Raw genomic sequence first — 14,406 nt, 5'->3', positions numbered from 1 at the left:
AAAAGTAACTCGATCAACCAAACCCGCGCAATACTTTTTGGCAACCCATCCGGGTGACGCGACAAAAGCAAAAGGCCGCACCTAAAATTCACGGGTCGAAACAGTTCTCGCAGGTCAGCGACACCGCAGTACCACTGGCCGCCGGCACGACAATAGAAGTCCTTTAGATCGTTCGGAGTTGAAATAGCGATAAGGTGAGCCGGTGACGCAAGGTGAGGTATGCGTGCCAACAGGACCACGGGAAGAGAATCAGTACAGGTCGGCCGACGACACGGGCCCGATGTGCTTACCTGCTTGTCGCCAAGCGAGTCTGGGATACCTGAGGATCCCCGCATACACCGTTCGACCTGCTCGTATGCACGCTTCCGGAGGTTCCGCCTTAGCCGGCGCCCGGAACGCCGGGGCGGTCGGCAGGTGCGACGGCACTCCCAGTGCCGAGGGCTCTCGCCGGACGAGCAGCTCGACACGAGAAGGCGTTCAGAGTCGAGTCGGCGCGCCGGAAACCCATAGGCACTCCTGCCTGCGCGAGCAAGAGCGCGCAGGGACACGGCGGGGATTTCAAACGGGAACACCGAGTGACTTTTCTGTATGTGGCAACTGGCAGCACGTTGACACTAACATTTGCTGCGGCTGCTCAGCCATTTCAGCGTCGAGGTATTTCAGCGTAGTCGTCGCGGCAGCTACGCCGTTGAGTTCGCGTTGCCGATATCGAGCCCACAGAGGCTTTTGGCCAGCTTGATCGTCGCTGTGGTTGCTGATTCGTCGATCTCGGCGAGTCGTGCTTCGAGCAGGCGCAGCGTTCTTGCGACGGCGTCAGGTCGGCCGAGGTTGTGCTCGAGCCGCATGATGTCGCGGTAGAGGAGCTCGTTGTGCGGGTCGAAGTCGCGTGCGGTTTCCAGCAGCTGCAACGTGGCTTCGGGGTCGGTCTGGATTCGTGCGCGGGCGAGCGCGGCGACGGCGTCGAGGGCGTCGCGGCGGACGCCTTCGCGCAGCGCGGTGAGCCATTCGGTGTCGAAGCCGGCGGCCAGCTCGCCGCCGTAGCCGTCGACGATCTCACCTGCGGCTGCGGCGCGTGTCTGCTCGTCGGTCGTGGTGCGACGCCGAGCCACGGCGCCCGCGAACGCCCAGTAGTCGACCTCGATGAGGGCGGGTTCGAGCCGGTAGCGGCCGTGCTCGGCGACGATGACGTCGCCGAGGTCGGCGGAGGTCGCTGCTTCGATGGTGCTGCGGAGGCGGGACAGCACGGTGCGCAGCACGGCAGCGGGGTCCCGAGTCGGGCGGGCGGCCCCGAGGCTGTCGATGGCCGCGGTTCTCGGCGCGCCGTCCGGATGCAGGGCCAGGTAGATCAGCAGTTCCCACAGCCGACGGGACAGCCGGCCGGTGATTTCGACGACGTCTTCGGGTTGGTTCGGGTCCGGGCACCACGACAACGTCGGCGGCCCGAACACCGACAGCGCCAGCGGCTTGGCAGCTCCGTGCTGAAACTCCGCGCTCGGCTTCATTTCCGTCACGTCGGCGCGCTCCGAAGCCGGGCAGGTTGCGATTTCCAGCCCGTTGACCGGCTCGATTGGCTCCTCGGACGTGCCCTTGTGATGGTCGTGGGCGGTGTGCAGCAGGGTCAGGAGGTCGCGGGTCGCGGACTCGGGAAGCGAGAAGGCGTGGCGGCCGCGCAGCGGCTCTCCCGGGCCGGGCGAGGTCGCGGTGATCGCTCCAGCAGCATCTACGTAGGCCGTGACGCCGGGATGCCACTGGCCCAGTAGAAGGACGGTCCGCTCCCCACCACCTTCCTCGATGAGCCGCTGCAGCCGCGTGCGTTCGTCGTCGCCAGCCGGAGAGTTCGCGACGAGGATCGGCCCAGCTTGGTTCGGCAGGTCGAGGGTGTCGAGGTGTGCAAGTGCCGCGGCGAGGTCGTCGACGAGGTGGACGCGTTCGGGTAGCTCGGCGTCGGTTTCCGGGACGCCGAGCAGGGTGCGTAGTTCCGCGACCGGTACGACGACGTCCGCGTAGCCGGGCGCGGTCATCGCGGTGAGCAGCAGCGCGCGGGCGGCGGCGTAGCTGCCGGGACCGACGAGACCGAGTCCGTGCATTCGCGCGAGGTGCAGCGTCAGCTCCCCTGCCTCCTCATCGGGCGCTTCGGCAGATGCGATCGTCGCGGCGGGCTCGGCGACGGTGTCGAGTTCGGCTTGCGCGTGCTGGTGCGCCAGGTGCAGCTGGTAGACCACCGGGGCGATCCGCGGATCGTCATCGCGTAGCCCGCTGCCTGGTCGGTAGCGGGCGCGATGACGGCGCCGAGCGATCAGCAGCGCCGCGCTGACCGCGCCGGCCAGGCCGAGACCGACGTACACCTCCGGTTTCCACGTGTCTGAGCGCGACGCGGCCGACGATGGTGCGGCAAGGCTCGGCGGAGCTGAGGGCGCGGGTCTTCCGTGGGACACCGGTGGCGGCGGAGAGATCGGCCGCTGTGCTTTCGCAGGACTCGCAGTCGGCGGCAGCTGGATCCGGTCACCCGGGTGCACGAGGCTGGGCGAGGTCAGCGTCCGTCCGCCAGGCTGCGCGCTGGCGACGTTGAGACGCCAAATTTCCGGCCAACGGCTGCCGTTCCCGAGACGGCGTTGCGCGATTCGATACAACGAATCGTGGACACCGTCGCGTGGCGGGCGCACCAGCTCGACGTCCGTCGGCTCCCCTGCGGCCGGTGGCTCGGCAGTCAACGACGGACTCTGCGCGGTCTGCACGGCGCCTCCTCCGGCAGGCGCGGCGAGGGCGCTGCGGCTGAGGAACGAGACGACGACGGCGGTGACGAGCACCGCGGCAACTCGCCGAAGCGGGCTGTTGCACCGGCCGAGGTCGGGTCGACCGGCGGCGCGCACGAGCTCGCGCAGACAGCCGGCCAGCTCGGCGAGGAAACCAGCCCACAGCAGCCACGCGCCGCAGGCGAGGACATCGAGCAGCAGGCTCGTCGACAGCGGCGCGCTCAGGACATTTCCGAGCTCGGCGATGGTTGGCAGGTGGTCAGGCAGGGGCCAGCCGACGAACCGCACCAGCGCCCACGGCAGCCCGGCGCACAGCGCGGACAACACCGCGATCGCCACGCCGGCGTGCAGCAGACGTGCCACGCCGCGCCCGATCGAGCGACGAGCTGGCTGCAGACCGACCGAGGTCGAACGTTGGCGTGGCACGGAAGCCCTCAGCTTCGCTGGCTACTGATGTTTGGGTCCGGTGAGGCGGTCGCTGGCTGTCCCGGCGAGGTTGCCGGTGACGCGGAGGCTGGCACCGGCGCTGGGTGGGCGTCTGGCTTCGGCCGGCGGCTTCCTGGCGGTCGTCCTCGTCGGGGCCGCGGCTTGCCGGCGGCGAGCCAGGTGGTGAGGTCGGCGGCCGGGACGTCGGTGAACTCGGCCAGCTCGTCGAGGCTGATGACGTCGGCGGCTGCGGCGAGCACGCTGCCGAGCTTGCGTTCGACGTCTGCCAGCTGCTCGGCCAGCGCTACGCGGCGGCGGGCAAGCTCGCCGACCTCGCGGGCTGCGGCCGTCCTCCTGGCGCTCTTCTCCGCGTCAGCCTTCTCGACGCGGCGCTCGATCTCATCCGTCGCAATCATGGGTCAACTCCTTCCGTGGTCAGGGCTCAATTGCGGTGATGCCGCGCTGGGGGTGGGCGGCGCCGCTGCCGTGGGCATCGATCGCCGGGATACCGACGAGCGAGAGCAGCTGGGTGCGCTGGCTGGTGGTGACGGTGACGGCTACGGTGTCGGTCGTGGCGGTCACGCTGCCGGTGGCACCGACGTCGGCGAGGTAGCGGCGCGCGAGTTCTTCGGCGTGCGCGGGCGCCAGCCGGAGGGCGCCGGTCTCGCGGTAGGCAGCGAGGTCGATTGCTTGCGCGCCGGCGCGGGCGGCGGATTCGGCCTGGCCGGTGGCGCGGACTTTAGTGGCGAGCGCGAGGCCGCCGTCCAGGCCGAGGCCGGCCAGGGCCAGGAGCCCGATCATCAGCACGACGACGAAGACTGAAACGCGGCCTTCCTCTGTGCTCCACCAGTTCTTGTGCAGACGGCGGCTCATCGTGTCCTCCCGTCTGCCGGCTGGGAGCGGTACAGGTCGACGACCTCGCTGGCCGAGGCGGTCAGGGTCTTGGTGCCGGGTACGCCGAGGACAATCGCTTGGCCGAAGTCGACCGTGCATCGGACGCTGACGACGACGATGCTGCCCGGCCTCGCCGTGGTCGTGGTGCTGACCTCGACGTTGCGGCACGTCACGTTCGCGTGGGCGAGCGCCGAGGTGGCGACGGCCGTGGCCGCTTCGCCGGCGGCCGCTGTCGTGCGCTGGAGACTGGCCGCCCTCGCCGCTTGGTGCGCGGCGTCGTCGAGCCGAAGTCGCGCGTCGACACCGCGGTGCACGACCACGGCAACGAAGACCAGGAGCATCACCAGCACCGGCGTGACCAGGACCGCTTCGGCGGTCACCGAGCCGTCCTGCGCACGCCACCAACGGGCCCACCGCGTGACGGTCACCGGACCGACTCCCCTACCGAGATTTGACTTTCCCAGGGGAACGGCCCGGCGTTCGTGAGGTCCCGGGCGGCGGTGACGTAGGCGAACACCGTCGTCGGCAGCTCCCCGGCGAACGCCACGATCGGACCGATGGACGCGGCTCGCAGCTCACCGCGGACGGCTTCAGCGTGCTGGACGAACTCGGCGTGATCGAGCTTCGCTTCCCAGGCCCGACTGAGCGTCACGCAGGCCTGGAGCTGGAAGACCAGTTCGTCGAGTTCGTCGTCGAGCATCTCGACGGCGGCAGTCGTCGGCGACGCTACCTCCGCCTCGCCGGGCGCCTCCGCAAGCCGTTGGGCCTGTCGACGTGCCGCCCGAGAGCGGCTTACGTGGGACAACGCCTCCCACGCCAGCTGGTGCGCGCGCTCGGGCACGTCGAGAACGGACCACCTCTGGCCCGACGAGGCGTCCAGCTCACCGACCAGGCCGATCAGCTGCGCGACCGCCCGATGGACTCGGGGGCTGAGGTCGGCGAAGTCGCGAGTGCGGAAGAAGAACTCGCCGGGTCGGCGCTCCAGCCGGCACTTCCGGCCGCGGCGATGCCGGTGGTCGGTCCCTACACACCCCGCGGTGACGACCGCACCACAAAGGCAACTCAGCACGAGAAGGCCGGCAACACCGACCGTCAGAACGCCGACAACGGATTTGGCGATGCCTGGCCCCAGCGCCAAGACGGCCACGCCGACCGAGAGCGGGATGCTCCGGCAACACGAGGCGAAGGCACGAATGAGTTCTGCTCGCCAATGTTTCGCGGTGATGGCGGGGTTCCACAACATCACGTCCTGCCCGTCGGCGAAGGCGCCCTCGGTCACCGGATTCGGCTTCACCACGGCCTTTCCCCCTTCGAATCAAGATTCCGACTTGCTGAGCACTTCCTGTGGCATCCTGCGAACGGGCTGCAAACCAGGGAGAACTCGGTGGACTGCTTACGTGTGATCGCGATGTACTACCCGTACATCCACATACGGGACGACAGCTGGCTCAAGGCCGCAGCGTTGTACTGGCCGCGGCTCGCCCGCCTCACGCCCGACGGGTTCCCTCGATATGACTCCGAGGTCGCCAAAACCCTCGCCGGAGAACTCGACTTCTTCCTCAACATCGAGCCCCCGGCCAGCCAGGTGGAAGATGTGGCCGCCGAGTTCTTGAAGTTCGTCACCGACAACCACCATGCGCTTCAGCAGCGGTACGACCCCGCGACCGAACACGGCGGCGTCCCCCGGTGGCACGATGCTGTGGACGAGATGAGAGCCGCCTACCTCCATCCTTTTCACGGCTCGGTGCACGCTGGGAAGATGACCGCCGAGCTGCACCGCGAACTCGTCGACTACGGCCTCGGGAAGGTCGCGGACGACGGGACCTGGGTCACCACACACCCCGCGATCAGCGCGGCGTACGCCACGACGTTGGTCGATCGGATCGCGAACGCCAATCAGCTTGCCGTGATCACCGATCAGCCGAAACTCCATGCGCTGCACGGCGACGACGAAGGGTACTTCTCCAGCCTTCTCGGAGATACCGCCAAGGCGGACGGCGAACAGCCGCACGCGGCAAGTGATGTCGCGGCGCTCTACGCCCACCTCGCGGTCAAGACCGTTATCCCTAGGAACATCGAAGACATTCCAGTGCAGGAAATCGTGAAGGTGCGCAAGACACTGGCCAGCGAGTTCGACGCCTTCCGGGATCACCTCGGCACGCTCGCTGGAGAATTCTCGAACCTTGCCCAGGTGGAGAACCCGACCGTTCTTCAAGCCCGGCTGCAAATGCTCGTGGACCGGAACCTCCGTCGACCGACCGAGGCGCTGGAGCGAAGCCTCCGCCGGCTGGGCTTCGATCCGGCGGGCGCAATCCTGGACCTCAAATCGTCGGAACTGCCCGCCCTTGCTGCTGCGGTGACGTCGGCTGCTGGCGTCCCGAAGGTCGTCGCCGAGGCCGGGCTGGCGGCGGCTCGTCTGGTCGCGGGCGGCGCTCGGGCCCGTGCGACTCAACGCGACGCCCGTCAGAACAGCCCCGTGGGGTACCTGCTGGGATTGAAGCAGCAGTTCGGCCGACGCAGCGTCCGTGAGCGCGTCCGGCATCCGTTCAGCTAGCTCGTAAGTGTCTGGGACGAACCTTTCGACCTCACCTGCGGTTTCGGCGTGCACGTGCAGGTGCACGCCAGGCAGTACGGCGACGACCTCGCCCTGCACGCTCGCCGACGCCGAGGTCGCTGTGCGTGTCACCTCGACGTGCGAAGACCGCAACGGCCCTTCGGCGAGATCGTCGAGCAGGCTTTGGGCAGCGGCGTGGCCGGCCGCGGCCGTGCCGTCCTGGGTCCGCGCCGCCGCAAGTCCTTCGGCGGCGGCCGCCTGCGCGACGTGGGTCGAGTGCGACCACAGTGCGAACTGGACGATCGCCAGCAGCGCAAGCAAAAGCAGTGGCGTGGCGATCACCAGCTCGACGGTGACCTCGCCGCGCTCCCCCGCCAACGCTCGCCGGATACGCCGGCGGCATGCCGCGAGACGACCACGTGCAGCGGAGAACATGTCAGCTGCCGAGGTCGATGCTGTTGGCTTTCGCGGTCAATTTGGCGGCGATGATCGCGATCAGTGCGATGGCGAGCACCGCCATGAGCGCGGTGACGATGACCGTCGTGGTGATCTCACCGCGGCTGTTGTCCCTACGCAGCAACAGGATCCTTCCGGCGAGGATGTTCCAGAGGGTTCGGCAGTAGGTCAGCATGATGTCTCCTGTGGACGGTGTCATAGTCCGTTGAGGACCTGGGTGACGGCCGGGTAGGCGATGAATCCGAGGAAGCCGAGGAACAGCAGGGTGACCGGCAGCGCCATGCGTTCGGTCGCGGCTTGCGCGTCGGCTTCAGCGTCGGCGACCAGGTGGGTGCGCAGCGCGGCGGCTTTCGCGGCCAGGGAGGTTCGGACCTTGGCGCCTTCGGTGCCCGCGAGGGAGATCGACGCCGCGAGCTCGGCGAGTTCGCTGATGTCGAGTTCGTCGCCGAGGCGGCGCAGGATCGACCACGGTGCGGTGCGGGTCAGCTGGGCGGCGTCGAGGGCGCGGCGTAGCTGGTCGAATGCGCCACCGTGGCCGACGTCCGCGGCGGCCAGGAGCGCGGCTTCGACGCCGGCGCCGCCAGCCAGGGTGATCCAGACGAGGTCGAGGAACGCCGAGAGCGCGGCGCGGAACTCTGCACGTGCACGCGCGGCCTTCCCAAGAACCTCGAGGTCGGGTGCGAGGAATCCAGCCGCCGCCAGCACGGCCGCGAGGGTGAGCGGAACTTCGACGCCGAGGTGCACGAAGGCGAGGACGAGCAGGCCTTGAAGCACCAACGGCGTCAACAGGCCAGCGCAGGCCAGCAGCGCCTTCACGGCCAGGTGGGTGTCGGTACCGCGGCCGAGCACGCGGAGGTCTCGGGCCAGCTGGTCGCCAGGAAGTCCGAGGGCACGCAGGCTGGGTAGGAGGGGCCGGGCCAGCGCAGTAGCCCACGGGATCTCGGCGAACGTGGAGATCAGGACCAAGTCGTCCTTCGTGTTGATCAGGCGGCCGTGCAGGGAGGTCTGCGGAGGGATCGCCCAGGTCAGGACCAGCCACAGGCCCAGACCGGCTCCGGTGCCGAAGAGGATCACGGCGGTCATCCGCGCTCACCGCCTGATGACGCCGCCGCGGCGGCCGGATCGAGGTGAGGTGGGTCGCTGAGCGAGAGGACACGCGCGGCGGGACGGCCGGCGGCGATTCGGGTCAGCCAGGCGAATCCGCCGCTGAATAGCGCGCCGATGACGAGCAGGACGGCCTGACCGAGCGCGCTGTCGTAGACGTCGAGGTAGGCGCGGTTGAGTACCACGACGCCGACGGCGAAGGCGACCGTGGTGGCCACGATGACGCGCACCGAAGTGCGGGTGCGAGCACGTCCGGTCTCGACGCGCATCCGCATCGCCGCCTGCGCCCGCGCGGTCTCCGCCAGCGAGCCGAGCAGTTCGCCGAGCCGGCGAGCCTGGTGTTCGGCCGCCAGGACCAGCGATGCGATGACCAGGTCGGCGGTCGGGTCGGCCAGCTCCTCGGCCAGGCGCCGCAAGGCAGAAGCGAGCCGCTGTCCATTGCGTAGCCGCGCGGCGAGGCGGGCGACGTCGTCACGGATCGCCGTGGGCGCGAGCGGCGCGGTCGCGAGGATCGCCTGTTCGAGCCCGGCCGCAGCCGCGAGGGTGTCGCGCAGCATCTCCGTCCACGACGCCGCGGCTTCGATACGTGCAACTCGCCGCGCGTGCGCGCGGTCGGGCCCGACCAACGCGGGCAGGAACCAGGTCGCTGCCGCGGCCAGCATCCCGCCGACCACCCAGCCGGTTGCCACCATGGCCAGCAAGCCGGCGCCCAGCGATCCGCCCGCGCGGAGTGCGTGGGCTCGGTCGGCTCGCCACGGCGCCTGCCGGGCAGGGCGCGTGCGGGACGACGGGAGCGGCCGACGGGAGCCGAGGATGATCAGGAGCAGACCCGTGGCGGTGCCGAGCCCGGTGCTGCAGCCGATGAGCGTGCTGGTCACCTCGCCCACCACCCTTCGGGTTGGGTCAGGAGGTCGGGATCGAACCCGGCGTCGACGAGGTCGTTGAGGGTCTCCGCCCGGAGTGCCCCAGCGACCGGACGAGCTCGCAGGTCGGAGCCCGGGCGGTAGACCTCGTTGGAGACGACCGTTCCGCCGTCGGCGTCGACGACCTCGCGGATCGAGGACACGACCCGGGTCATGCGGTCCCCGCCTTTCGCCAGGTGCACGACGAAGTGCACGCTGGAGGCCACCAGCAACGCGGTCGCCTCCAGCGACAGCCGCTCGGCGCCTTGCGCGGCGTAGGACGCCAGCCGGGTGAAGGCGATCTTCGAGCTGCTGGCGTGCAGCGTCGCCATCGAGCCGTCGTTGCCCTGGGACATCGCGTTGCACATCGGGATGACCTCGGGCCCGCGGATCTCGCCGACGATCACGCGGTCCGGGGACATCCGAAGTCCCCAGCGGACCAGCTCGGCCTGGCTGATCGCGCCCGCGCCTTCCACGTTGGCCTGGCGGGCCTGAAGCGCCGTGACGTCGGCGTGCAGCCGCGGATCGAGTCCGAGGCCGAGCTCGAAGGCGTCCTCGATGGTGACGATGCGTTCCAGCGGGTCCATTTCGGCTGCTATCGCTCGCAGCAGCGTTGTTTTGCCGTACCCGGCGCCGCCGGTGATCAGGACGTTCTTGCGGGCGCGCACGAGCGCGCGCAGGAAGCGTTCGAGGCCGACGTCGAGGGTGCCACGGCGGCGCAGCTGAGCGAGGCTGGTCGTGAGGAAGCCGTGACGACGGATCGAGCACGCGGTGAGCCCGCCGGCGGTGAGCCCGAGGACGGCGAACAGACGCTCGCCGCCGGGCAGCTGGAGATTCAGCGCGGGCGAGCCGCGGTCGAAGCGGCGTTCCTCGGAGGACGCCCGCGCGGCGAGGGTGCGGACGAGGTCGGTCAGCTCGTCGTTCGATGCGGCGACCGGCGCGACCTGGGCGCGGGTGCCGTCGGCGTACTGGACGAAGACGCGGTCGAAGCTGTTGACGTTGATCGTCTCGACCGCCGGGTCGTCCAGCAGCGGCTGCAATCCGCCGAGCCCGAAGACCTCGTCCAGGACGGCCTCGACGAGCAGCGCCTCGGCCTCCGGGGAAAGCAGGATCCGGCCAGCCTGCAGCTCAGTCTCGCTGTGCGCGGCCACCGCCGCGCGGAGGACGTCGCCAGCCCAGTCGCGGCGCCGCGCCGCGGTCATCGGCTCCCTCGCCGCGCCGGCCCGGCTGGGCAGCTCGTCGGCGAGCGTACGTCGCAGGAACTCCCGTAAGCGCCCCTCAGGGCTGGGATCGGCTGCCGGATCGGGTCGGCGGTGATCGTCGAGAATCGTCATGACCGAACGTCCTTCCCGGAAGTACTGGTGTGAGGGTGGCCGTTGTGCAGGGCCGGCGGCGGGAGAACGCGGACGCCGGAAGCCGCCGTGGGCTGGGCGGGCACGCCCGGAACGTGCGGCATGAGGTCCGGGACTGCCCTGGACGCGTCACGAGCGCTTCCGCTGGACAGGGCCTGGGCGACGGTCTTCGCGACCCGGGTAAGCCCGCCAGTTCGCCGTCGGCCGCCTGCTCGCCCGGTGTAGCGAGCGGCCGCGGTCGGGTCGTCGGGAATCCGCGCCATGACCGGGATTCCCAGCTCGCGCTCGACGGCGTGGGTCGGGTATCCGTGGCCGGCCAGCAGCAAGCACGCCCGCGCGGCTGTGTGGCCCAGCTCGTGAATGCGGGTGGCGAGGTGGGCGAGCTCGTCGTTGTAGGTCCCGGAGATCAGCAACAGGACGTCCGCGTGACGAATCATCACTTCGGCAGGCGAGCCCGGGTCCAGGCGTCCGCAGTCGGCGAACATCGCCACCGCCGGTCGGCGCGCGGTGCCGTAGAGCGGCGAGTTCGGCGCGGTCAAGGTGCTCAGCGCGGCGCGTGCCTGCTGGCTTCCCGGAGGGCCTGGCAGGACCTGGATACCGTCGGGGAGCAGCTGCGTGTGGTTCCAGACGACGTCGGGTTCCACCGGCTGTCGAGCTGCGGCGGCGAGGCTGAGCAGCCCTGGCGATGTGGCCAGGCCAAATCGCTGCGCGAGGTCGCCGCCGGCAGGGTCGCACTCGACGACCACGCGACGGACATCAGCCGGCCAGTTCGCGGCCAGGGCGAGGGCGAAGGTGGTGACGCCCGGCGAGCCCTTCACACTGGCGAGAGCGATCAACATCAGCGCTCACCACCGGCGAGCATGACCAGCGAAACCTGGCCGACCGGTACCCGGGCGAGCGCAAGCGCGGCGTCGCCCAGGAGCTGCAGCGAGATCACCGTGGTCTGGTCGGACTCCGCCTTGGCCATTCCGGTCACGGTGGCCTGCCACGTCTGTCCGCTCTCCCGCGCGACTGACGAATCGGTGAGCGACGGCGCGGTGACCACGACGAGGGTGGGCGACCCGGCTGCGACTTCGAGCGGAAACTGTCCCGGCTTCAGCGCGACCGACACGATCGCGTGTCCGGCGGCAGGGACTGCTGCCGGGCCGACGCTGTGCGGGGTGAGCAACGCTCCCGGGGTGAGACTCGTTGCCATCGGCCGACCGAGCACGGTGGTCGCCTGCTCGGCCGGGACGGTCGCGATCGCGTCGGCAGCCGAGATCTCGACCTCGCGGACGTCCGTCCGCTCGAGGACGTGTCCGACGCTCACCGGCCGAGCGATGGCGAGGACCGGCACCCGGCCCTGCATGCCGCTCGCCCACCAGAGCGCTCCCCCGACGCACACCACGATGAGCAGGACGCCGACGAGCAGGTGCGGCAGGCGACGCCGCGACCGCCGACCGGCCGGTACCGCGGCCAGCCGGCCTTTCTTCCCCAGCCAAGCCACGGAACCGGATTCGGTTCCCACGTTGTGGTCACCGGTACGGATGCTGGTCACTAGATGCCTCCCAGGCATGGATCGACCGCGCCGTGCACCTCGTGGAACTGGTGCACAGCTCAGAACGGGAATGTGGATGCGCGAAGCAGTTGACGGCGGTCGGATCGGTCGGTCAGCGGTGCCCGGTACCGAGCGCCTGGATCTCGGCGACCCGGAACGCCGCCGTCGTCGAGGTGGTCAGGTCGGGGAAAGTGCCGCTCGCTCCGGCGCCGGACCAGGTCACGGTCCAATGGATCGTCGCCTCGACAGGAAGCTGCTGTCCCGGCGCTGTCGCTGACGACCGACGGTAGGTGTGGCCGCAGTCGGGGGACGCCGCCGAGGCGTCCCCTCCAGCGACGAAGGGGGTGCCTGGGCCGGAGCAGTCGACACTGTCCCCGTCGCCCATCGACCATGAGACGGATCTCGGCGTCGCGACCGCCGTCACCGAAACTCCCGGAACGGCCGCCGTTGCTTGCCGCGCTCCCCAGCTGCCGCGGTCGAGCCACAACCAGGTCGGCAGGCTCACCAGCTTGTCGCCGACCGGGTTCGCCTGGATACGTGGAGATGGTAAGCGCAACCGGGCGCGAGCCTGCTCGGCCAGCTCTTGCGGAGACGGCAAGGTCGCTTCAGCAGGGGCAGCTCCATCGGGAATCCAGAGCGGCGCTCGGTACAGGCCATCGCGAAAACCCGGGGTGGTACACCGGTAGACGTACCACGCCCCGCCCTGTTGGGCGGCGAACGGACTTGCGCGTCGTGGAAGCGGTGCAGACGCGAGAACAGCTTGTTGAACAGCACCGTGGAAGACCACAGTCTGCACACCGTTCGCCGGAGGCTGGAAGTTGCTCCGGACGTACGAGCAGTTCGCTGCGGGCGAGTCACCGCCGACGATCCGGTCACCGGGTGGCGGAACGGCCTTTCCACCGCCACCTTGCCGACCCGGCTCGTCCGGCGGACGGCTGCCGCTTCCCGGTGCTTTGCCGGTCTTCCCGGCTCCGAGATCGCAGTAGGGCGACGGCTCCTGGGCACAGTCGACGGAACCCCAGCCACCCGCCGAAGCACTCGCTGCCGAATTCAGCAGTACGGCGACGATCAAACCGCCGACAGCCGGAGCGCGCGTCAGCATGTTCCCACGTCCTGGATGGCGAAGTCGACGACCTTCCAGGAGCCGTCCACGGCCTTCTTGACCTTGGCGTCGATGTGGCGACGTCCGCTCGGCCCGTCGTCAGCCTGCTGGCCGGTATCGGCGCGGTACTTGAGCCACCGGCTGTCGTCCCCGCAGTCGACGACGTTGACCGTGGTCGGCGCAGACGTCGGCTCGACGGATTCGACCGTCGGGTGGTTGACCGGTTTCCCCTTGGTGACGAGCCCGTTGTAGTGGTCGGCGTAGAGGCCACGGGAAATCCTCGACAGGGCGTCGGCCGTGGCGTTCGATGCGAGCTTCGGCGATTGCCAGTCCGACGTCAATGCGGCGTCGGCCATGTCGTTCCACATACCCAGGTACGCCGCCACCGCGCGTTCCTTCGCTTGCTCCGTCGGCTGCGGTACCGCGCTCGTCGTCGTGACACTCGAAGACGCCGGTGGCCCGCTCGGGTCAGTGGAACTGCAGGCACCCAGCAGCAAGAGCAGTGAGGCACCGACAGCGCTGTGACGCAGATTCATGATGTCCCCTCCCATGGGAATGATCAGCTGACCGTCTGGCCCCACACACCACCAGAGTCGAAGTTCACTCGTTGGTAGGACGAGCAGTGCGCTCGACCCGCGAGCTGGCCAGCATGGCTCCATGGGGAGAGGCATCAGCATCAACTCGGCGGCGTTGCTGTGAACGGCTGGCCGGCCACGATCGGTGCCGCAGCGGGCTTGGCTCTCGGGGCCGCGGGAAGCCCGATCACCAAACAGCTCTCGAGTCGACCGGCCCAGATCGTGTCGTCGTGGTGGTTCGGCGCGATCGTCACCTCGCTGGTGCTCGCGATCCTCGCCTGGCGCCTGGGCTTCAAAGGCGAGCTGGTGATCTACGCGTTCGTAGTGGCGCTCGGGGTTCCGTTGTCGATCATCGACTGGCTCGAACATCGATTGCCTCGAATTGTCGTCGTGCCCCAGCTGGTGGGCGCTGCCCTCGGTCTCGCACTCATCTGCGTGGCACGGTCCGACCCCGGTCCTGGAGTCCGTGCACTATGGACGATGCTCGTGGGAGCGGGCTTCTACTTGCTGCTCGCGGTCCTCGTCGAAGGCGGTGTCGGCTCCGGAGACGTCGGTCTCGCGGCCGTTGTCGGCCTGGTGACCGGCTGGTCCGGCTGGACGGAGCTGGCCGGCGCAGTCGTGCTCGCGTCGCTCATCGCGCTGTCACTCCTGCTCGTACCGCGCTTCCGAGCTAGCCGTGCCGTGCCGTTCGGACCTTGTCTGCTCGCGGGGATGACGGCAATGATCGCCGTCGCTGCTTGAGACAAGGGCT

The 14,406-nt window shown here is 69.4% G+C and carries 14 protein-coding genes and 1 pseudogene; 2 read left to right on the top strand and 13 right to left on the bottom strand.

The window, feature by feature from the left end:
- Nucleotides 1–680: 680 nt before the first annotated feature.
- From ACIQWX_RS18395 to ACIQWX_RS18375, 5 genes are all read right to left on the bottom strand, one after another.
- Nucleotides 681–3,116: a transcriptional regulator gene (locus tag ACIQWX_RS18395; protein WP_400871959.1), complete on the bottom strand. Its 2,436-nt coding sequence runs from the start codon at nucleotides 3,114–3,116 to the stop codon at nucleotides 681–683.
- Nucleotides 3,117–3,187: 71 nt separating this feature from the next.
- Entirely contained in the window at nucleotides 3,188–3,595 is a 408-nt protein-coding gene (locus ACIQWX_RS18390) for a hypothetical protein (protein WP_400871956.1), read from the bottom strand.
- Between the two features lie 19 nt (nucleotides 3,596–3,614).
- On the bottom strand, nucleotides 3,615–4,052 hold the full coding sequence (locus ACIQWX_RS18385; RefSeq protein ID WP_400871953.1) for a pilus assembly protein TadG-related protein: 438 nt from the start codon (nucleotides 4,050–4,052) through the stop codon (nucleotides 3,615–3,617).
- Nucleotides 4,049–4,501, bottom strand: coding sequence for a TadE/TadG family type IV pilus assembly protein (locus ACIQWX_RS18380; protein ID WP_400871950.1), 453 nt, complete (start codon nucleotides 4,499–4,501; stop codon nucleotides 4,049–4,051). The genes ACIQWX_RS18385 and ACIQWX_RS18380 overlap by 4 nt, the downstream gene beginning before the upstream one ends.
- Nucleotides 4,498–5,370: a hypothetical protein gene (locus tag ACIQWX_RS18375; RefSeq protein WP_400871947.1), complete on the bottom strand. Its 873-nt coding sequence runs from the start codon at nucleotides 5,368–5,370 to the stop codon at nucleotides 4,498–4,500. The genes ACIQWX_RS18380 and ACIQWX_RS18375 overlap by 4 nt, the downstream gene beginning before the upstream one ends.
- A gap of 111 nt (nucleotides 5,371–5,481) precedes the next feature.
- On the opposite strand from ACIQWX_RS18375, the gene ACIQWX_RS18370 reads away from it, so the two are divergent.
- Nucleotides 5,482–6,627, top strand: a complete 1,146-nt coding sequence (locus tag ACIQWX_RS18370) for a DUF6236 family protein (protein WP_400875803.1) — start codon at nucleotides 5,482–5,484, stop codon at nucleotides 6,625–6,627.
- 252 nt (nucleotides 6,628–6,879) lie between these two features.
- Here ACIQWX_RS18370 and ACIQWX_RS18365 read toward each other — a convergent pair.
- From ACIQWX_RS18365 to ACIQWX_RS18330, 8 genes and pseudogenes are all read right to left on the bottom strand, one after another.
- Nucleotides 6,880–7,062 (bottom strand): annotated as a pseudogene (locus ACIQWX_RS18365) (TadE/TadG family type IV pilus assembly protein); the annotation flags it as partial.
- Between the two features lies 1 nt (nucleotide 7,063).
- Nucleotides 7,064–7,258, bottom strand: coding sequence for a hypothetical protein (locus tag ACIQWX_RS18360; protein ID WP_400871944.1), 195 nt, complete (start codon nucleotides 7,256–7,258; stop codon nucleotides 7,064–7,066).
- Nucleotides 7,259–7,278: 20 nt separating this feature from the next.
- Nucleotides 7,279–8,166: a type II secretion system F family protein gene (locus tag ACIQWX_RS18355; protein WP_400871941.1), complete on the bottom strand. Its 888-nt coding sequence runs from the start codon at nucleotides 8,164–8,166 to the stop codon at nucleotides 7,279–7,281.
- On the bottom strand, nucleotides 8,163–9,074 hold the full coding sequence (locus ACIQWX_RS18350; RefSeq protein WP_400871938.1) for a type II secretion system F family protein: 912 nt from the start codon (nucleotides 9,072–9,074) through the stop codon (nucleotides 8,163–8,165). The genes ACIQWX_RS18355 and ACIQWX_RS18350 overlap by 4 nt, the downstream gene beginning before the upstream one ends.
- The gene (locus ACIQWX_RS18345; RefSeq protein ID WP_400871935.1) at nucleotides 9,062–10,423 is read right to left on the bottom strand and encodes a CpaF family protein; all 1,362 of its coding nucleotides are present in this window, start codon (nucleotides 10,421–10,423) and stop codon (nucleotides 9,062–9,064) included. The genes ACIQWX_RS18350 and ACIQWX_RS18345 overlap by 13 nt, the downstream gene beginning before the upstream one ends.
- Nucleotides 10,420–11,280, bottom strand: a complete 861-nt coding sequence (locus ACIQWX_RS18340; RefSeq protein ID WP_400871932.1) for a carbon monoxide dehydrogenase maturation protein — start codon at nucleotides 11,278–11,280, stop codon at nucleotides 10,420–10,422. The genes ACIQWX_RS18345 and ACIQWX_RS18340 overlap by 4 nt, the downstream gene beginning before the upstream one ends.
- Nucleotides 11,280–11,978: an SAF domain-containing protein gene (locus ACIQWX_RS18335; protein ID WP_400871929.1), complete on the bottom strand. Its 699-nt coding sequence runs from the start codon at nucleotides 11,976–11,978 to the stop codon at nucleotides 11,280–11,282. Before ACIQWX_RS18335 ends, ACIQWX_RS18340 begins: the two co-directional genes overlap by 1 nt.
- 1,095 nt (nucleotides 11,979–13,073) lie before the next feature.
- Nucleotides 13,074–13,616 carry a hypothetical protein gene (locus ACIQWX_RS18330; RefSeq protein ID WP_400871926.1) on the bottom strand — a complete coding sequence of 181 codons (543 nt, stop codon included), beginning with the start codon at nucleotides 13,614–13,616 and terminating at the stop codon, nucleotides 13,074–13,076.
- Nucleotides 13,617–13,775: 159 nt separating this feature from the next.
- Between ACIQWX_RS18330 and ACIQWX_RS18325 the strand changes: the two genes are divergently transcribed.
- Nucleotides 13,776–14,396, top strand: a complete 621-nt coding sequence (locus tag ACIQWX_RS18325) for a prepilin peptidase (RefSeq protein ID WP_400871923.1) — start codon at nucleotides 13,776–13,778, stop codon at nucleotides 14,394–14,396.
- The last annotated feature ends 10 nt before the right edge of the window (nucleotides 14,397–14,406 follow it).

This window comes from Amycolatopsis sp. NPDC098790 (assembly GCF_044759945.1).
Taxonomy (GTDB): Bacteria; Actinomycetota; Actinomycetes; order Mycobacteriales; family Pseudonocardiaceae; genus Amycolatopsis.
This window is presented reverse-complemented; position numbering and strand designations above follow the sequence as displayed.